The 18,854-nt window shown below is 59.9% G+C and carries 13 protein-coding genes and 1 pseudogene; all 14 read left to right on the forward strand.

From position 1 onward, the window contains the following. Window positions 1–84: 84 nt before the first annotated feature. A complete protein-coding gene (locus LGT41_RS06090; protein WP_274129224.1) occupies window positions 85–933 on the forward strand; it encodes a type VI secretion system accessory protein TagJ in 849 nt (282 codons plus the stop codon). After that, complete coding sequence (gene tssE, locus LGT41_RS06095) at window positions 926–1,420, forward strand: type VI secretion system baseplate subunit TssE (protein ID WP_274129225.1); 495 nt, start codon at window positions 926–928, stop codon at window positions 1,418–1,420. The genes LGT41_RS06090 and tssE overlap by 8 nt, the downstream gene beginning before the upstream one ends. Window position 1,421: 1 nt before the next feature. Continuing rightward, entirely contained in the window at window positions 1,422–3,308 is a 1,887-nt protein-coding gene (gene tssF / locus LGT41_RS06100; RefSeq protein WP_274129226.1) for a type VI secretion system baseplate subunit TssF, read from the forward strand. Beyond that, the gene (gene tssG, locus LGT41_RS06105; RefSeq protein WP_274129227.1) at window positions 3,272–4,324 is read left to right on the forward strand and encodes a type VI secretion system baseplate subunit TssG; all 1,053 of its coding nucleotides are present in this window, start codon (window positions 3,272–3,274) and stop codon (window positions 4,322–4,324) included. Before tssF ends, tssG begins: the two co-directional genes overlap by 37 nt. Window positions 4,325–4,349: 25 nt before the next feature. After that, a complete protein-coding gene (tssH, locus tag LGT41_RS06110; RefSeq protein WP_274129228.1) occupies window positions 4,350–7,043 on the forward strand; it encodes a type VI secretion system ATPase TssH in 2,694 nt (897 codons plus the stop codon). Window positions 7,044–7,133: 90 nt separating this feature from the next. Beyond that, window positions 7,134–8,090 (forward strand): hypothetical protein, encoded by a 957-nt coding sequence (locus LGT41_RS06115; protein ID WP_274129229.1) that lies wholly within the window; start codon window positions 7,134–7,136, stop codon window positions 8,088–8,090. An 11-nt stretch (window positions 8,091–8,101) separates the two neighbouring features. Beyond that, the gene (locus LGT41_RS06120) at window positions 8,102–8,929 is read left to right on the forward strand and encodes an ion transporter (RefSeq protein WP_274129230.1); all 828 of its coding nucleotides are present in this window, start codon (window positions 8,102–8,104) and stop codon (window positions 8,927–8,929) included. Then, window positions 8,919–9,425: pseudogene (tssB, locus tag LGT41_RS06125) on the forward strand (type VI secretion system contractile sheath small subunit); the annotation flags it as partial. The gene LGT41_RS06120 and the pseudogene tssB, both read left to right, overlap by 11 nt. Before the next feature lie 1,044 nt (window positions 9,426–10,469). Continuing rightward, window positions 10,470–13,862 (forward strand): type VI secretion system contractile sheath domain-containing protein, encoded by a 3,393-nt coding sequence (locus LGT41_RS15915; RefSeq protein ID WP_420720209.1) that lies wholly within the window; start codon window positions 10,470–10,472, stop codon window positions 13,860–13,862. Next, entirely contained in the window at window positions 13,859–14,125 is a 267-nt protein-coding gene (locus LGT41_RS06135) for a hypothetical protein (protein WP_274129231.1), read from the forward strand. The genes LGT41_RS15915 and LGT41_RS06135 overlap by 4 nt, the downstream gene beginning before the upstream one ends. A gap of 35 nt (window positions 14,126–14,160) precedes the next feature. Further along, window positions 14,161–16,350: a type VI secretion system Vgr family protein gene (locus LGT41_RS06140; RefSeq protein ID WP_274129232.1), complete on the forward strand. Its 2,190-nt coding sequence runs from the start codon at window positions 14,161–14,163 to the stop codon at window positions 16,348–16,350. A 10-nt stretch (window positions 16,351–16,360) separates the two neighbouring features. Beyond that, the gene (locus LGT41_RS06145; protein ID WP_274129233.1) at window positions 16,361–16,984 is read left to right on the forward strand and encodes a DUF6931 family protein; all 624 of its coding nucleotides are present in this window, start codon (window positions 16,361–16,363) and stop codon (window positions 16,982–16,984) included. A gap of 22 nt (window positions 16,985–17,006) precedes the next feature. Next, window positions 17,007–17,300: a PAAR domain-containing protein gene (locus tag LGT41_RS06150; RefSeq protein WP_274129234.1), complete on the forward strand. Its 294-nt coding sequence runs from the start codon at window positions 17,007–17,009 to the stop codon at window positions 17,298–17,300. 9 nt (window positions 17,301–17,309) lie between these two features. After that, window positions 17,310–18,818 carry a type VI secretion system-associated FHA domain protein TagH gene (tagH, locus tag LGT41_RS06155; RefSeq protein WP_274129235.1) on the forward strand — a complete coding sequence of 503 codons (1,509 nt, stop codon included), beginning with the start codon at window positions 17,310–17,312 and terminating at the stop codon, window positions 18,816–18,818. Window positions 18,819–18,854 lie beyond the last annotated feature (36 nt).

An 18,854-nucleotide genomic window follows, 5' to 3' on the forward strand; every position in this document is an offset into this window, starting at 1 on the left:
CAGGCTTAAACCTGCCGCCAGAATCGGGCCAGCTAAACCTCGCGGCGCCTTTGTGCGCCGCGATGCAATGCGCCTTGGGGAGGTATGAGTGTGGCTGCTGAAGATATTCTGAAAACGGGCAGCATTGCTGAAACTATGGCCGCCCTGACCGACCAGGTGCGCAAAAACCCCGCCGATGCGCGCGGGCGGATTTTCATCTTTCAAATGTATTGTGTGCTGGGTGCCTGGGAAAAGGCGCTGACCCAGCTCAAGGTTTGTGGCGAGCTTGACGCCGGCACCCTGTCGATGGTGCAAACCTATCGCGAGGCGATTGCCTGCGAAATGATGCGCGAAAAGGTCTTTGCCGGTAAAAAGGCGCCGCTGGTCTTTGGCCAGCCGGAAAACTGGATCGCGCTGCTTATTCAGGCGCTGGAGCCTGCCGCGCGTGGGGACGGCGCCGCCGCTGCCGCCTTGCGTGAAAAAGCCTTTGAGGACGCACCCGCCATTGATGGCACGCTGAACGGTGAACCTTTCGCGTGGGTCGCCGATGCCGATAGCCGCCTTGGCCCGGTTTGCGAGCTTATCCTGAACGGCAAGTATTACTGGGCGCCGTTTTCCAATATCAAACGCATCCAGATCGAAGAGCCGACAGATTTGCGCGACAGGGTCTGGACCCCTGCCAATATCATGTTCGCCACGGGCGGTGAATCGGTCGCCTTCATTCCCACGCGCTACCCCGGCGCCGGGGCTTCAGACAGTGATGATGTGCGCCTTGCACGGCTGACCGACTGGCAGGATATTGGCGCGGAAACCTATTTGGGCGCCGGCCAGAAGCTGTTTGCCACCGATGGCGGCGATTTCGGCGTGATGGATATTCGCGCGCTGGACTTGAACCTGCCCGAGCCCGAAGAGATGCCGGAAGATGAGGCTGAAGCCGAGGTGAAGGATGGCTAATCAGGGCGATCTTGAGCGGCTTCAACCCTCGCTGCTCGACCGATTGACCGATGACAACCCTTCGGAGGTAAAGGAATCGGCGCGCGAGCGGGTGATCGACATGCGCCGGCTGAAAGAGATCGTCATGCGCGATCTTGGCTGGCTGCTCAACACCGTGAACCAGGATCTTGCCATCCCGGCCGATACCTACCCCTATGCGGCAAAATCCACGCTGAATTATGGCATTACCGATGTATCGGGCAAGCGCGCGGTCGAGGCGCGGCCCTATGAATTGGAGCGGATGCTGCACGCCGCCATCGAAGCCTTCGAGCCGCGTATCATAAAGGGCAGTTTGCAGGTTGACCTGTCGGCCGGTGATATCGGGGCCGCGTCGCGGATTGTGTTCAATATCAACGCCGATCTTTGGGCGGAGCCCGTGCCGATGGAGGTGTATCTGCGCACCGAACTCGATGTCGCATCGGGCAATATGGTGGTGAACAAGGCCTGACATGGACACCCGGCTTCTCAAACATTATGAACAGGAACTCGCCTATATGCGCGAGATGGGCGAGGAATTCGCCGAGAGCTACCCGAAAATCGCCGCCCGCCTTGGCATGGACGGGATCGAAATTCGCGACCCCTATGTCGAACGGCTGATGGAAGGCTTTGCCTTCATGGCGGCCCGCGTGCAGCTTGAACTCGATCTGCAATATCCGGTGCTGACCCAGCATTTGCTGGAAATCGTCTATCCGCATTACCTGGCCCCGACACCTTCGATGATGATCGCCAAATTCGTGCCCGACCCGGCACAGGGCGGCATGGATGAAGGCTTTCTGATGAAGCGCGGCGCGACCCTGCGCAGCCCTTTGAGCGCGGGCGATGTGACCGCCTGCCAGTTTACCACCGCGCATGATGTAACGCTTTGGCCAATCGAAATTGCCGAGGCCGAATATATCGACGGGCGCGGGGATGTGGTTGCCGCCGGGCTTGGTGGCAATAAAGAGGCCAAGGCCGCCGTGCGCCTGCGCCTCAGAGCCCTTGGTCAGGCCAAGCTGGGTGAATTGCCGCTGGATAAGCTGACCCTGTTCATGACCGGCACCGGCTGGCAGCCCTGGCGGCTTTACGAGCATCTGGCCAATGATGGCGTGGGCATCGGTGGCCGCTCCATCAACCGCCGTGCCGATTGGAGCCATGTGAACCCGCCCGGCGGCATTGCGGCCAAAGGCTTCGCCCCCAACGAGGCGATGTTGCCCTTCCCCGGCCAAAGCTTTGATGGCTATCGGCTGTTGCAGGAATATTTCGCCCTGCCGAACCGGTTTTTCTTTGTCGAACTGTCCGGGCTGAAGCCGATCATCAAGAAGGTTCAGAAGGAAAACGCGGTCGATATCTATATTCTGCTGTCACAATCGGTTGGCAGTTTGAAAACCCTGATCGAGCCTGCGAGTTTCGAGCTTTTTGCCACGCCTGCCATCAACCTGTTTGAAAAACGCTGCGACCGCGTGCATGTCGATGGGCGCGATGTGGACTATCACGTTGTGCCCGACCGCACAGCACCACTGGATTTCGAGATATTCGAAATTCAGGATGTGCGCGGGATCAGCGCCGAGGGCAAGGATGACGTGCCGTTTCAGGCCTTCTATTCGGCCAATGATTTTACCGCCGCCGGTGAAAGCCACAGCGCCTATTACACCTTGCGCCGCCGGATGCGCCAGCGCAGCGAACGCCAGCGGTTGAAGGGCACGCGCACCTCGTATCTGGGCAGTGATACCTTCATCAACATGGTCGACCAGAATCAGGCGCCCTATGGGCCGGATATCGACCAGCTTGCGATCAAGGCGATCTGCTCCAACCGCGACCTGCCGCTTTTGCTGAATACCGGCAAGCCGGAGGGCGATTTTGTGCTGCCCGATGGCGGCCCGGTGAAGGCAACCGTGGCCATCACCCCCATCACCCGCCCGCGCGCCAGCCTTGCGGTGGAAAGCGACAGTGCCTGGCGGCTGATCTCGCATCTCAGCCTCAACTATATCTCCATATCGCAAACCGATCGGGGCGAGCCTGCCTCGGCCCTGCGCGAGTTGTTGGGCGTCTATGGCCCCCTGGGTGACAAGGCGCTGTCAAAGCAGCTTGAGGGCATTACAAAACTGTCGACCCGCCCGATTGTGCGGCGCATGGCCGATGGGGTGCTTTCAACCGCCGTGCGCGGGCTGGAAGTGACGATTGAGTTTGACGAAAGTTTTTATGAGGGCACCGGCGTTTACCTGTTGGGCGCGGTGCTGCAACAGTTTTTTGCGCGGTATGTTGCGGTGAATTCCTTTACCGAAACCGTTATTATCAGCCCCGACCGAGGAGAGATTGCCCGATGGCCAGCGATGAGCGGGAGGCGCCAGGTGCTGTAAGCCCGGTTTCCCGGCTTGGCGAGCATCCGGAACACTACCATGTCTTTCAGGCGTTGCGCCTGATCGAGGCCGCCTATGGTGACAGCCCGCGCCTTGGGCGCTCGACCCGTCCCAAGCAGGATCCGGTGCGCCTCAAGCAGCGGGTGGATATGGCCTTTGCGCCCTCGACCATAACCAAATTCCGGCCGCGCGCGGGCAAGAACGGCGCGCCGGGCGAGGTGGTTCAGCTGATGTTCGGCATGTTCGGCCCCAACGGCCCGCTGCCGCTGCACCTGACCGAATACACCCGCAACCGTGTGCATTCGCACCGCGACCCGACCATGTCGGCCTTTGCCGATATTTTCCATCACCGAATGCTGAGCCTGCTTTACCGCGCCTATGCCTCGGCCAGCCCGGCGGCCAGCTTTGATCGGCACGGCGAAGATGACCCTTTTGCCGATATGGTGGCATCGCTGGTCGGGCTGAAGGGCCGCAGCTTTGACGGGCGCGATGAAATGCCCGACCTTGCCAAGCTGCGCTATGCCGGGCGGCTGGCACAGGGGGCAAAAAACGAAGAAGGGCTTGTGGCGCTGGTGGCCGGCTATTTCGGCACACCCGCCCGGCTGGAAACCTTTATCGGCTGCTGGCTGGAACTGGACCGGCAAGACACATGGCAGTTGGGCGATGCGCGCAACCCCGCACGGCTGGGGCAGACCTGCTCGCTTGGCTCCAAGGTCTGGACCCGCCATGCCAAATTCCGCTTTGCCATCGGCCCGGTTTCACTGGCCGATTACAAGCGCCTTTTGCCCGATGGCACAAGCCTGGGCCGTTTGCGCGCGCTTGTGCGCAACTATCTGGGCGACACATATGATTGGGATGTCAACCTGATCCTCAAGAAGGGCGAAGCCGAGCCGCTGAAACTGGGTGAGCAAGGCCAGTTGGGCTGGACAACCTGGCTGGGCAACACACCAAAAGACCGGGATCTTGATGATCTCTACCTCAATCCGCATTCAAGCCCGCATGTAAGCGCCGCATAACAATTCAGGGAGCAAAACCGAAGCTATGGCACATATTGACCAATCCAAACTGTTCGGCAAGCTGAACGCGCCTTGTTTCAAGGCTTTCGAAAGCGCGATGGTGTTTTGCAAGTTAAGGCAGAATCCAAGTATCGAGCTTATCCACTGGGTGCATCAGGTGTTGCAGCTGCAAGACAGCGACCTGCACCATATCCTGAACCATTTCGAGGTGAACCACGCCGCCCTGGCCCGCGAAATGACCGAGGCGCTGGACAGGTTGCCGCGCGGGGCCAATTCCATTTCCGGCATTTCCGACCATGTGCATAATTCGGTCGAGGAAGCCTGGCTTTATGCCAGCCTGCGCTACGGGTCGGGCAATATCCGCTCGGGCCATATGATTCTGGCGATGGTGTCGCGGCGTGATCTGCGTGAGATTCTCATCCAGATGTCTGGCGAGTTCCGCAAGATCAAGGCTGAAGAGCTGAAGGATGATTTTGCCGATATCGTTGACGGCTCGCCCGAAGACCGCCATGTGACCACCGCCGGTGGCGGGGCCGTGCCGGGCGAGGCATCGGGGGCCATGTCGCCCGCCGAAATGGGGCAGGGCGAGGCGCTGGCCGCCTATTGCGTGGATATGACCGAGCAGGCCCGCAATGGCGAGATTGACGCGATTGTCGGCCGCGATGAGGAAATCCGCCAACTGGTCGATGTGCTGATGCGCCGCCGCCAGAACAACCCGATTCTGACAGGCGAAGCCGGCGTGGGTAAAACCGCCGTTGTCGAAGGTTTTGCGCTGCGCATTGCGCGTGGCGATGTGCCGCCTGCCCTGCATGATGCGCGGCTTCTGGCGCTGGATGTTGGCCTTCTGCAAGCCGGTGCCAGCATGAAGGGCGAGTTTGAGAACCGCCTGAAACAGGTGATCGAGGAAGTCCAGGCCTCGCCCACGCCGATTGTCATGTTCATTGACGAAACCCACACGCTGGTGGGCGCTGGCGGTGCGGCGGGCACGGGCGATGCGGCCAACCTGCTGAAACCGGCTTTGGCACGCGGCACGTTGCGCACGATCGGGGCCACAACCTGGGCCGAATACAAGAAGCATATCGAAAAAGACCCCGCCCTGACCCGACGCTTTCAGGTGGTGAAGGTGGATGAGCCGGGCGAGGAAAAGGCGATTCTGATGATGCGCGGCATCGCCGGAATGCTGGAAAAACACCACAAGGTGCAGGTGCTGGACGAGGCGATCGAGGCGGCGGTGAAGCTGTCGGCCCGCTATATTCCGGCACGGCAATTGCCCGATAAATCGGTCAGCCTGATCGATACCGCCTGTGCGCGCGTCGCCATTTCGCAACACGCCGTGCCAGCGGAAGTGGATGACAGCCAGCGCCGTATCGCATCGCTTGAAACCGAATTGGGGATTATCGGGCGCGATGAAACTGCCGGGTATAATGTTGCCGAACGGCGCACACGGGTTGATGGGCTGATGGCCGAGGAAAAAGCCCGGCTAGAAGTGCTGACCGAGCGTTGGAATGGCGAAAAAGCCATTGTCGATGAAATTCTGGACCTGCGCGCCAAGCTGCGCCAGGATGGCGGCACGGTTGACGAGCCCGATGCCGAGGAAGCCCCGCCCGCCAGCCCGCTGAGCGATGAAGACCGCGCGGCGCTCTTGGCCCAGCTTGGCGAGAAACAGGCGGCATTGCTCGCGCTTCAGGGCGAAAGCCCGCTGATTTTGCCAATTGTCGATGCGCAAGCCATTGCTTCCGTGGTGGGCGATTGGACGGGCGTGCCGGTGGGCCGGATGCTGAAAGATGAAATCGCAACGGTGCTGAGCCTTGATGAACATCTGAACAAGCGCGTCATTGGCCAGGATCATGCGATGGCGATGATCGCCAAGCGCATCCAGACCAGCCGCGCGGGGCTGGACAACCCCTCCAAACCCATTGGCGTGTTCATGCTGGCCGGGCCTTCGGGCGTTGGTAAAACCGAAACCGCGCTGGCACTGGCCGAGGCGCTTTATGGTGGCGAGCAGAATGTCATCACCATCAACATGTCGGAATTTCAGGAAGCCCATACCGTTTCTACCCTGAAAGGCGCGCCGCCGGGCTATATCGGTTATGGCGAGGGTGGGATTCTGACCGAGGCTGTGCGCCGCAAACCCTATTCGGTTGTGCTGCTTGACGAGGTGGAAAAGGCCCATAGCGATGTGCATGAGATCTTCTTTCAGGTGTTCGACAAGGGCATCATGGAAGATGGCGAGGGCCGGCTGATCGACTTCAAGAACACGCTGATCCTGCTGACATCGAATGTCGGCTCTGACCTGATCATGGATATGTGCAAAGACCCCGACCTGATGCCGGAACCCGACGGCATTGCCAAAGCCCTGCGCGAACCGCTGCTGAAAGTCTTCCCGGCGGCGCTGCTGGGGCGTATCGTGGCCATTCCCTACTATCCGCTTTCACCCGATATGATTGCGAAAATCAGTGCGCTTCAGCTCAACCGTATCGTCAAACGCGTGCGCGCCAGCCACGGCGTGCCGTTTGAATATTCCGATGCCGTTGTGCAGCTGATTGTCGACCGTTGCCAAGAGCTTGAAAGCGGCGGGCGCATGATTGACGCGATCCTGACCAATACGATGCTGCCAGAGGTTTCGGGCGAATTTTTACGCCGGATGATGAATGGCGAGCCGGTCAACGGTGTCAAAGTTGATGTGGCAGACAACGAATTCACGTATAGTTTTTCGTGAAACCCAACCCCGGCGGGGCAACCTGCCGGGGCACGACCCGGACGAATTTGAGGCACTGACGACTAATTTTAGCAAGGATTGGAAAATATTATGGCCAATGACAATGTGATCCCCGTCAAGATCTCCATCGACCCGCTCACCGAGATGGACAAGAAGAAACTCGCGCTGCTGATGGCCAAGGAAATTGGCTATAAAAAGCCGAAACCGATGAGTTTTTCACAAGATTTCAAGCCGACTTCGGCCAAGTGGAACAAGAAAACCATCGAGGCGCAGATGCGTGCCATCGCGCGCTATGACCTTTCGCTTTTTGCCACGCAGTTGATGGAGGTTTACGGCCATATCGAAAAGGCCAAGAACGGCCAGGACAAGATGAAGCTGACAAAGGCGTTTCACAAGAAGGCCGGCACATTGCTGAAATCGCTGGAAGACAAGATCGGCGAGAAGATCGGTGATCTGGGCGAAGAAATTTCCTCGGAAGCCAAGTTCAACGAAAAGGCGCTGAACGAGGCCGCCAAGGCGCTGGACCCGAAAGCCGCCGAAAGCTTTCTGACGCTGATCGAGGATGCGGGCGAGGAAATGCGCAACTTCCTGCTGACAATGGAGGATGAGCGCGACGATATGAAGGAAAAAGGCGAGCCCGATGACAAGCTCGCCAAGGCGCTGAAACTGTCGGCGGCCAGCTTCAAGACCCTTACGCGCGATTTTGCCAGCAATGCGCTTGGCAAGGTGAAAGAGGTGCAGGACATGCAGAAAACTTTTGCCGGCGCGTTGAAGGCGGGCGTGGCCGATAACGAGGCCAAGGACGCCAAAACCTCGATCACTGCGATCAAGAACGAAGTTCTGCGCCTGGGCAATGCCGCCAAAACGGTCATTGCCAACCATACCGCAGCACTTGCGCTGGTCACGCGCGGCGAGACGGGTGCGAAAACCGCCAAGCTGATCGTCGATAGAAATACGCCCTTGTATAAATCGGCCACGGCAATCATCGACCTGGCCTCGAAACTGGAAGCAACCTACAAGAAAAAGGCGAAAGCCGCCAAAGCCTGAACAGGAACACCATGCCGTTTATCAGCGATGCACCCAAAGGTAGCCTGCGCGAACGCGCCGCACTATTTGTTGACAGCCCGGCCATCCGTTACGGGATTCTGGCGCTGATCGTGTTCAACGCGATCACGCTGGGCCTGTCGACCTCGGATGTTGTGCGCGACAATCTTGGCGGCGCGCTTCGGTTTATCGACAGCGCCGTGATCGTTGTCTTTGTGCTTGAAATGGTGCTGAAGCTCTATGCCTATGGCTGGCGTTTTTTCCGCAATGCCTGGAATATTTTCGACCTCAGCATTGTGGTGATCGCGGTTTTGCCCAGCACGGCGGGCCTGTCGGTGCTGCGCGCCTTGCGGGTTATCCGCGCCATGCGCATCCTGTCGGTGGTGCCGCAGTTGCGCTCGGTCATCCGTGCTTTGCTCGAAGCCCTGCCCGGCATGGGCGCGGTGATCATCCTGCTCGGCATCGTCTATTACGTCTTCGCCGTAATGACGACCATGCTTTACGGCGATGCCTATCCGCAATGGTTCGGCACGATCGGTGAATCGCTTTACTCGCTGTTCCAGATCATGACATTGGAAAGCTGGTCGATGGGGATTGTGCGGGTGGTGATGGAGCAATACCCGCAGGCCTGGCTGCTGTTTGTGCCCTTCATCGTGATGACGGCATTCGCCGTGTTGAACCTGTTCATCGGTATTCTGGTCAACACCATGCAATCGGCCGTGGAAGAAGCGCAAGACCAGGAGCTGGAGCGTATCTTGAAAATCGTGACCGATGGCAACGAGGCCACGCAAGCCGCGCTTGCCGATATTCGCAAACAGCTCGAGGCCCGCGATGGCCGGTAGTCAGAAGTTCATCGCGCGCAACCGCGCGCCGCGTGTGCAGATCGAGTATGATGTCGAGGTTTACGGCGCCGAAAAGAAAATGCAATTGCCCTTTGTCATGGGGGTGATGAGCGATTTGTCCGGCAAGTCTGAGGTGGCGCAACCCAGCGTGGCCGACCGGAAATTCCTTGAAATTGATATTGATAACTTTGATGAGCGGATGCGCGCCATCAAGCCGCGCGTGCAGTTTGCGGTGCCCAATACGATGACGGGCGAAGGCAATCTTTCGGTTGATATCGCCTTTGAACGGATGGACGATTTTTCGCCCGCCGCGATTGCCCGCAAGGTGGAGCCCTTGCGCAAACTGCTGGAAGCGCGCGAGCAGCTCAATAATCTGATGACTTATATGGATGGCAAGGTCGGCGCAGAGGAATTGCTCGACAGGCTTGTCGGCAATCCCGAGCAGTTGCGCGCCTTGCTGGCGGGCGGGGCCGCTGATGCCGCCACCAAATCCGATGTGGGGGCCGAAGTGCAGGCCGATGTGCTGAACGCGGTTGCGGCCAGCGCGCCCGAGGATGCGCCGCAAGCAGATTCGGCAGGCGGAATTCTGGCCGATATCGCCGCCAATGCCCCCGATGACGCGCCCGTGAAAGATGAAAGTGCAGCGGTTCTGGCCGGCCTGGCCTCAGACGCGCCCGAAGATGAAGCCGAAGATGATGGCGCAGCCCACGTGCTGGCCGGAATGGCGGCAGACGCACCAGAGGATGAGGTTGAGGAAGACGGTTCGGCCGCGCTGTTAGCGGGCATGGCGGCAGGCGCGCCGGAAGATGAGGATGAGACCGACGATTCCGCTGAACTGCTGGCCGGAATGGCTGCCGATGCGCCAGAAGATGAGGATGAGGAAGACCTGTCGGCTGATGTGCTGGCAGGTGTTGCCGCCGATGCGCCGGAAGACGCAGCGGAGGAGGATGACTCCGCTGAACTGTTAGCGGGCATGGCGGCAGGCGCGCCGGAAGATGAGGATGAGACCGACGATTCCACTGAACTGCTGGCCGGAATGGCCGCCGATGCGCCAGAGGATGAGGTTGAGGAAGACGATTCCGCTGAACTGCTGGCCGGAATGGCTGCCGATGCACCAGAGGGTGAATTTGAGGAAGACCTGTCGGCTGATGTGCTGGCAGGTGTTGCCGCCGATGCGCCGGAAGATGCTGCGGAGGAGGATGACTCCGCTGAACTGTTAGCGGGCATGGCGGCAGACGCGCCGGAAGATGAGGATGATACCGACGATTCCACTGAACTGCTGGCCGGAATGGCCGCCGATGCGCCAGAGGATGAGGTTGAGGAAGACGGTTCGGCCGCATTGCTGGCCGATATGGCGGCAGATGCGCCCGAGGATGTGCCTGAAGATGACGGCACGGATGCCTTGCTAACAGATATGGCAAACGATGCACCGGTAGATGAAGCCGAGGAGGATGGATCGGCAGAATTGCTTGCGGGCATGGCGGCAGACGCGCCAGAGGACGTGTTTGAAGACGATCTGGCCGATGAATTGCTGGCAGGCATGGCGGCTGATAGCCCTCAGGACGACGATGTCGAAGACGATAGCGCGGCAGACCTGCTTGCCGGCATGGCAGCGGATGCGCCTGAGGACGCGCAAGAGGATAGCCCTGACGCGCTGCTTGCCGATATGGCGGCAGATGCGCCCGAGGAAGCCGACGAGGATGATGACAGCGCCGGAGTGCTGGACAGCATGGCCGCGGCGGTTGAGGATGAGGCGCCGGAAGATGACGGTTCGGCGGCGCTGCTTGCCGAGATGGCGACCGGCCTGCCCGAAGGTGAGGCCGAGGATGATGACACATCGGCACTGCTGGCCGATATGGCCGCAGCACCTGATGAAGCCGACGAGGATGATGACAGCACCGACACGCTCCTGGCCGACCTGGCCGCCGATATTCCGGAGGATGACGAGGAGGTAGACGGTGCCGATGATCTGCTGGCGGGCATGGCGGCCGATGTGCCGGAAGATGAGGCGGATGATGACAACGCAGACCTGCTGGCCGGTATGGCAGCGCAGGCTCCGGAGGATGAGGCGGAGGAGGGCAATGACAGCCTGCTCGCCGATATGGCCGCTGCGGGCGATGATGAGCCGCCCGAGGAGGATGGCACCGATGGGCTTTTGGCGGATATGTCGGTTGAACTGCCCGAGGATGAGGCCGAGGACGATACCGATGATCTGCTCGCCGACATGGCGCTTGATATCGCGGATCTGCCCGAAGAGGATGATACCGATGATCTGCTTGCCGACATGGCCGCAGATCTTCCCGATGACGACCCTGATGACGGCCCTGATGACAGCAACACCGACGCGCTTTTGGCCGAGATGGCCGATGTCGATGAGGATGAAGATGCGGATGGCGGGGCGCTTGATGATATTTTGGGCGCATTGTCGGACGACGCAGCCGATGACGACGTAACCCGGCAAGATGCCTTGCGCGATGACAGCGCAGATGCGAATGCCGGTGATGACCCGCTCGCCGCGCTTATGGCCTTTGCGGCAAGCGATGATCCGGTCGATGACGGTGATACCGCGCTTGACGATCTGCTGGGCGATGATGATGGCGGGCTGGATGCACTCTTGGCCGAGGACGCGCCCGACGAAACCATCCCCTTTGACGCGGATGACGAAATTGCTGACAACCTGCCCGATCTTGACGATTTGCTCGCCGATGGCGATGAGGCCGGGCTTGATGCGCTGTTGGGCGATGCTGCGGACGACAGCGACCTTGACGCCATGCTCGGCGAAGATGGCGATGATGCGCTGAATGACCTGCTGGGCGATGATGGCGACACCGATCTGGATGCGTTGCTGGCCGATGACGATGACAACAGCCTCGATGATCTGCTGAGCGATGCAGGCGATGCCGACGATGATCTGGCCGATCTGTTGGGCGACGATACCGATACCGATGACGACCTTGACGCCCTTCTGGCCGATGATGACAGCGACGCCGATCTGGCCGATTTGCTGGGCGATGACGATGGCGATCTTGACGCCCTGCTTGCCGAGAGTGACGATGACCAACCCGATGATGACCCCGCCCCCGAGGAGAAAAAAGTGAGCAAGCCCAAAGACGGATTCCAGCCCAATTTCGGCACGCTCGACGCCCCCGCGCTAAGCCACGAGGCCGGCGCGCGGCGTAAATTCCGCATCGCCGTGCTGGGCGATTTTTCGGGCCGCGCCAACCGCGGCGCCCTGGAGATTGGCACCGATCTGGCGGCGCGCAAGGGCTTCAAGCTCGACTTTGATACGCTGGAAACGGTCGTCAGCCGCTTTCGCACCACGCTGACCCTGCCTGTGGGCAATGACGGCGCGGCGATGGAGGTGGAGCTGAATGAGCTGGACGACCTGCATCCCGACGAGTTGTTCGACAATATGGAGGTGTTCTCCGAGCTTTCGGCCATTCGCCGCAGCCTGACCTCGGGGCGCAATCTGGAAAGCGCCATTCGCCAGTTGGAAGGCTGGGGCGCCGAATTTGCCGATTACAAGGTGAAGTCCAGCAAACGCGGCAAGGGCGGTGCCGCCCCCGCCGATATGAAGCTGAGCGATTTTCAGTCGCTGATCGGCGATACGACCCCGCGCGCCGAGGCCAGCGATGCGACCGATATCATCGCGCGAATCGTCGGCCCCTATATCACCGCCAGTCCGCAAAAGGGCACCGAGGCTATGGTCGCCGCCGTGGACAAGGCGCTGTCGGGGCTGATGTCGGCCATTTTGCACCACCCCGATTTCCAGTTCCTGGAATCGGCTTGGCGCTCGATCGATCTGCTTGGCCGGCGTGTGGAAAGCGGCACGAATTTGGAGGTGGTTGTCTATGACATGGCTGCCGAAGAGCTGGCGGCCGATCTGGCCGGCACCGAGAATATGGCCGAAACCGGGCTGTTCGATATGCTGGTCGAACGCCCGCGTGCCGATGAAAGCCAGGGGCCGCTTTCGGCCGTGATCGGGCTGTTCACCTGGGAAGAAACCCCGCCCCATGCCGAAATTCTGGCGCGTATGGCCCGGATTTCGGCCTATATGGATGCGCCCTTCATCTCGTCCATTTCCACGGGGTTCATGGGCATCAAACCCGAAGACCGGCACCCGCTGGTGCAAAAAACATGGGGTGCCTTGCGCGAAATGCCCGAGGCGCGATACCTGGGCCTGGCCACGCCGCGCTTTATGCTGCGGATGCCCTATGGCAAGAAATCTGACCCGATCGACCGGTTTGAATACGAAGAATTCAGCACAAAAGAAGGTGTGCGCAGCTTCCTGATGGCCAATCCGGCACTGCTGGTGGCCGTGCTTCTGGCCGAAAGCGTCAGCCAGCAGGGCAAGAATATCAAGCTTGGCAGCATCATGACTTTGGATGATGTGCCGTTTTACTATATGCTGGACCAATATGGCGACCAGGTGGCGCTGCCCTGCACCGAGCGGCTGCTCAATGTGCGTTCATCCGCCGAGGTTGTGGCGCGCGGCTATATGCCGGTTCTGTCCATACAGGGGCAGAATGTTGTGCGGCTCGGCTCGTTCCAGTCGGTCGGCGGCGGCGAGCTTCTGGGCATATGGTCGGGCGATAGCGCGGGCGAGCTTGGGGCCGGGCGCATTCAGGCGCGCACCTCGGTCGGCATTGGGGCGGCCACACCCAAGGCGGCGGGTGGCGGTGGCAAGGCCGCAGCCGCCGCGTCTGCGGGCGCGGGCGGTGATGACGATGGTGACGATGACGATCTGGACCTCGATTTCGGCGGCGATGATGACGATGGCGGCGATCTCGACCTGGATCTGGATTTTGGTGACGACGGCGATGATGGCGGCGATCTTGATGATTTGCTGGCCGGATTCGGCGATGATGACGATGACGGCGGCGATGACGGCGATATGGATGCCGACCTTGCCGCATTATTGGGGGATCTGTGATGACGTCCGAGGAACAATCGGATATCATTCTGGTTAGCGACGGCAATACCACGTGGCTGTTGCAGGGTGATGCGTATCTGGCGGCGTTGCTATCGGACGAGGAATATTATCCTACGCCCGTGCGCCTGATCAGCTACGAATCGGCTTACGAGATGAGCTTATCAAAGCCGGAAGAGCTGAATATGAGCAGTCTTTGGGCCATTCATCCAAATATTATCGACCGGCTTCGCCGGGAAAACAATTTGATCGAATTGAAAGGCTAGGGATTTCGCCCATGCCGATTTCTTAAGGAGATAAAATGGCTGGTCAGGACATTGTTCAGAAAAACCGCCAAGTCCGCATCAAGGGGCCGTTGGGCCCGGAAAAAATGGTCTTGCTGCGCGCAGAAGTTGAAGAAGGGCTAAGCCAGATCGGCAAGGCAGATATTCAGTTCCTGTCGCCCGATCATGATTTGAGCCTTGAAGACATTGTCGGCAAGCGGCTTGGTTTGGAAATAGACGATAAAGACGGCAATACCCGCTATTGGCAAGGGTATTGCGCCAATGCGGCCTATGAGGGGCGCTATGGCGGGCAGGCGCTGTTTCGCTGCGAAATGCGCCCGACGCTGTATTTTCTGACCCTCGGGCGCGATTGCCGGATATTTCAGGATAAATCGGCGCTGGATGTTGTGAAACAGGTCATGCGCGACGCCGATCTCACCGATTTTGAAGACAAGACAACCGCCACCTACAACCCGCGGGTTTACACCGTGCAGTATCGTGAAAGCGACTTTGATTTCATCTCGCGGCTGATGGAAGAAGAGGGCATCTACTATTATTTCAAGCATGACGACAGCAAGGAAACGCTGGTGCTGGCCGATTCAAGCTCGGCCCATGTGAAGCTGCAGCACGGCGCCGACAGTCTGGAATTTCACTTCAAGGAAGATGAATACAAGCGCGATCAGGACCATATTTACGAGTGGAAGTCGGCCGAGGCGGTGAATACCGGCAAGGTCACGATGACCGATTACGATTTTGAGAACCCGACATCCGATCTTGCTGCGGTGACGGCGATTGCCAAGGGCACGCATAGTTTCAAGGATATCGAGTATTACGACTATCCTGGCCACCATCTGACGGCTGAAGAAGGCAAGGTGCGCACACGCGTGCGCACCGAAGCCCATGCCGCCCAGCACAACCGTTCGCGCGGGAAGGGCAATGTGCGCTGGCTGGCGGCGGGCGGCACCTTTACCATGAAGGAACATCCGCGCAGCAGCTTCAACAAGGAATATCTGGTGCTGAGCGCGCGCCACAAGCTGAGCATCGAAACCGATACCGAAGACAAGGGCCAGGCGCAGACGGCGCTGCAATCGGAAGGCGGGCAGGGCGGCGCACCGGTGGGTGACGCCAAAGAGGGCGACAAGGAAACAACGCCGGCCATCGAGTCGGATTTTTCGGTGCAGTTGAAGGCCGAGCCCTATCGCGCCCCGAAACGCGCGCCGATCCCGAAAATATCGGGGCTGCAAACCGCGGTGGTCACCGGCCCCTCGGGCGAGGAGATTTACACCGACAAGCATGGCCGCATCAAAGTGCAGTTCCACTGGGACCGCGAGGGCAACAAGGACGAGAAAACCACCTGTTTTGTGCGCGTGATGCAGCATATGTCGGGCCAGGGCTGGGGCGCGTTCCATATTCCGCGCATCGGCCAAGAGGTTGTCGTGCAGTTTGAAGAGGGCAATCCCGACCGGCCCATCATCATCGGTATGCTTTACAACGAGGCCAAGAAGCACCCCTTCGCCTTCCCCGCGAATATGACTCAATCCGGCATCAAGACCAACAGCTCCAAAGGCGGTGGCGGTTTTCATGAACTGGTGTTTGAAGACAAGAAGGACGAAGAATTTGTCCGGCTGCAATCGGAGAAGGACTATAAGGAAACCATCAAGAACAACGCCGAAATTTCCATCGGCTTTGAAAAGATGGACCCCGGGGATTTAACCGAGAAGATCTACAACCACAAAACCACCGAACTTGAGAAGGGCGACCATACCTTCACCGTGAAGGAAGGTAGCGAAGCGCGCAGCATTGCCGCCAGCCGCACGCTGACCGTTGGCGAGGATGAAACCACCGATATCGGCGCCAACCGCACGGAAACCGTGGGAGCGAATGAGGAGGTGACGATTGGTGGTGACAATACTGTCACAGTTTCGGGTAACTATACGCTGGATGTGACGGGTGATATTCTGATCAAGTCCGGCAGCAAGATAACGCTGGAGGTGGGCGGCACGAGTGTTGTGATAGATAGCTCGTCAATCGCTATCAGCACCACCAATGTCAGCGTTGACGCAAGTAGCTCGTTCGAGGTTTCAGCGGGCGGGTCGGCCTCGATCAGTGCGGGGGGCTCTGCCGAATTGACGGCCGGTGGCTCTGTCACGGTAGAAGCGAGCGGCGCAGCCGAGGTGAAGAGTAGCGCCATTCTTGCGCTGCAAGGCTCCATTGTGAAAATAAATTAGGGCGGGCGAGATGACTGATAAAGATCCATTCGCCAAACTGACCAAGATCGACGGTAAAACCGCCGCCGATGTCGTTCGCCTTGGTAAACTGAAATTCAACACGCAAATCGAAACGCCTGCCAATGCGCCGGTGTCGCATCTGATCAAGGAACTGGTGGCGCAGAACCTGCTGATGGACGCGCTCAAGGTTCTAGCCCTTGCCCTGCCGGGGCGCGAAGCCGTGTGGTGGGGCTGCCTTGCGGTGCGTGACCTGATGCCGGAGGGCAAGAAAACCCCGCATCTGGAAGCCGCCGAGGCCTGGGTGTTCAAGCCGACTCTGGCGCAAAAGCAAAAGCTGCGCCCGATGTTCGAGGATCCGGGCGGCATGGATGTGGCCATGTGCGAAGCCGGCTTTAACGTGCCCATGCCCGATGACGAGGAGAAATCGGTCTCGCCACCGCATCTGGTGGGGTTGCTGGTGTTTACCGCGCAGGTCAAATCGCATTTCTCATCGAAAATTCCCGAAGAGATTGCGCTGCAGGGCGAGCTTTTGCTGGCGCGCGGGCTGGATATTGCCCGCGGCGGCTCGGGGCAGGTCGAACCGAAAGCAACGAAATCCGACAAGGCCATTGGCGAAGCCGATCTGGCTGGATAGACTAGGCTGAAAGGAGACTGAAATGGGACAACCCGCAGCCCGTGTCGGCGATATGCATACCTGCCCGATGTTTAACGGGCCCGTGCCGCATGTTGGCGGGCCGGTTTTGCCACCCGGTGGCGTAACCTGCCTGATTGCATGTGTGCCCGCAGCGCGTTCAAGCGACATGTGCACCTGTGTCGGCCCGCCGGATGTCATCACGAAAGGCTCGGGCACCGTCATGATTTCCAGCCTTCCCGCTGCACGCCTGGGCGATATGACGAGTCATGGCGGCGCCATCGTGCTGGGCGCACCAACCGTTCTGATCGGAGGATAACACGACCGCATGGGGCTAATTCTGAATATTCAAGGCTCTGGCGTCGTGCCCGATGGCCCGTCGCAAATTCCCATGCGCGGGGGCGCACTCACCATTGGCCGCGCCGCAGGAAACGACCTTGTTCTGCCCGACCCTGATCGCGTTGTCTCGTCGCGCCATTGCGTGATCGAGGAGCGCGGGAACGACTATGTCTTGATGGATATTTCCACCAATGGCACGTTTTTGAACTTTGAGCCGGGCGCGCTTGGCCCGGTGGCAACGCCGCTGAACAACGGCGATATCGTGCAGATCGGCCCCTATGAGCTGCGCGTCGACATTCAGGAAGCGCCTGCCGCCAGCACATCCGACATTCTGGCCGATCTTGCGCCGCCCTTGGCCGATGAGGAACTTTCGCCGCAAGGCCGCGCCGCCAATACCGGCGATTTGCCGGGTTTTGGCGGGCCGGGCGCGGGCAATGATGATTTTCTGGGCGATCTGCTGGGCGCAGGCCCGGCGGCTGGCCCGAAAGCCACATCGCTGTCGGCCCCGCCACCCGACCCGGCGCCGCTTATTCCCGATGATGATGATATTCTGGGCGGCAAGGGCCCGGACCCGTTTGCCGAGTTTGGCCATAGCTCGGAAGACCATACCGCCAGCGCGAATGACTATTTCGCGGCACCCGAAGTTTCGGGGGGTGGCGCGGGGTTCATTCCCGATGACTGGGATCTGGATGGTGAGGAGGAAGCGCCTGCTCCCGCCCCGGCACCCGCCCCCGCCCCGGCCCCGGCCCCGGCCCCGAAGGCCGCGCCAACCCCGCCACCGGCCCCGGCTCCGGCAGCACCCCATGCCGCTGCACCGCCACCCCCTGAGCCGCTTGCGCCGGCGCCGCCCGCACCACCGGCCCCCGAGGTCAAGGCGCCTGACGCGGCCAGACCCGCGCCCGCAGTTGCGGCCAGCGGCCCCGTGGTGAATGCCGATCTTGCCAAGGTCTTCCTGGCATCGGCTGGCGCGGAGAAGGTCAAAATCGACGATGCCGACCTGGCCGCTGCAATGGAGCGTGCCGGTGCCGCCTATCGCAAGATGGTCGAAGGTCTGCGCGAAGTGCTGATGACCCGCGCCTCGATCAAATCCGAATTCCGGCTTGGCCAGACGATGATCTCGCCCGACGGGAACAACCCGATCAAGTTTTCGGTCTCGGCCGATCAGGCGATCGAGGCAATGCTGCGCCCCGGAATGCCCGGCTATTTGCCCGCTGATCGCGCCGCCGATGAGGCGCTCAAAGACATCAAGGCGCATGAGGTTGCCATGATGACCGGGATGCAGGCCGCCATCACCTCGCTGCTCAAAAAATTCGACCCCGCCAGCCTTGCGGGCCGAATCGAAGGCAAGGGCGGGCTTTTCGGCGGTAAAAAGGCAAAATACTGGGACGCGTTTGAAAAAATGTATGGCGAAATCGCCGCCGAGGCCGAAGATGATTTTCAGAATCTGTTCGGCAAGGCCTTTGCGGAAGCGTATCGTTCGCAATTGAAGAAATTATAGTGCCGCCATGTGGCGGAGCGTTGAAAGGGTAGGCAG

Origin of the sequence: Abyssibius alkaniclasticus, from assembly GCF_020447305.1 — a bacterium.
Lineage (GTDB): Bacteria > Pseudomonadota > Alphaproteobacteria > Rhodobacterales > Rhodobacteraceae > Abyssibius > Abyssibius alkaniclasticus.

Coding starts and splice junctions, on each gene's coding strand:
- LGT41_RS06090 (WP_274129224.1), top strand. CDS start 85: ATGAGTGTGGCTGCTGAAGATATTCTGAAAACGGGCAGCATTGCTGAA.
- tssE (WP_274129225.1), top strand. CDS start 926: ATGGCTAATCAGGGCGATCTTGAGCGGCTTCAACCCTCGCTGCTCGAC.
- tssF (WP_274129226.1), top strand. CDS start 1,422: ATGGACACCCGGCTTCTCAAACATTATGAACAGGAACTCGCCTATATG.
- tssG (WP_274129227.1), top strand. CDS start 3,272: ATGGCCAGCGATGAGCGGGAGGCGCCAGGTGCTGTAAGCCCGGTTTCC.
- tssH (WP_274129228.1), top strand. CDS start 4,350: ATGGCACATATTGACCAATCCAAACTGTTCGGCAAGCTGAACGCGCCT.
- LGT41_RS06115 (WP_274129229.1), top strand. CDS start 7,134: ATGGCCAATGACAATGTGATCCCCGTCAAGATCTCCATCGACCCGCTC.
- LGT41_RS06120 (WP_274129230.1), top strand. CDS start 8,102: ATGCCGTTTATCAGCGATGCACCCAAAGGTAGCCTGCGCGAACGCGCC.
- LGT41_RS15915 (WP_420720209.1), top strand. CDS start 10,470: ATGGCGGCTGATAGCCCTCAGGACGACGATGTCGAAGACGATAGCGCG.
- LGT41_RS06140 (WP_274129232.1), top strand. CDS start 14,161: ATGGCTGGTCAGGACATTGTTCAGAAAAACCGCCAAGTCCGCATCAAG.
- LGT41_RS06145 (WP_274129233.1), top strand. CDS start 16,361: ATGACTGATAAAGATCCATTCGCCAAACTGACCAAGATCGACGGTAAA.
- LGT41_RS06150 (WP_274129234.1), top strand. CDS start 17,007: ATGGGACAACCCGCAGCCCGTGTCGGCGATATGCATACCTGCCCGATG.
- tagH (WP_274129235.1), top strand. CDS start 17,310: ATGGGGCTAATTCTGAATATTCAAGGCTCTGGCGTCGTGCCCGATGGC.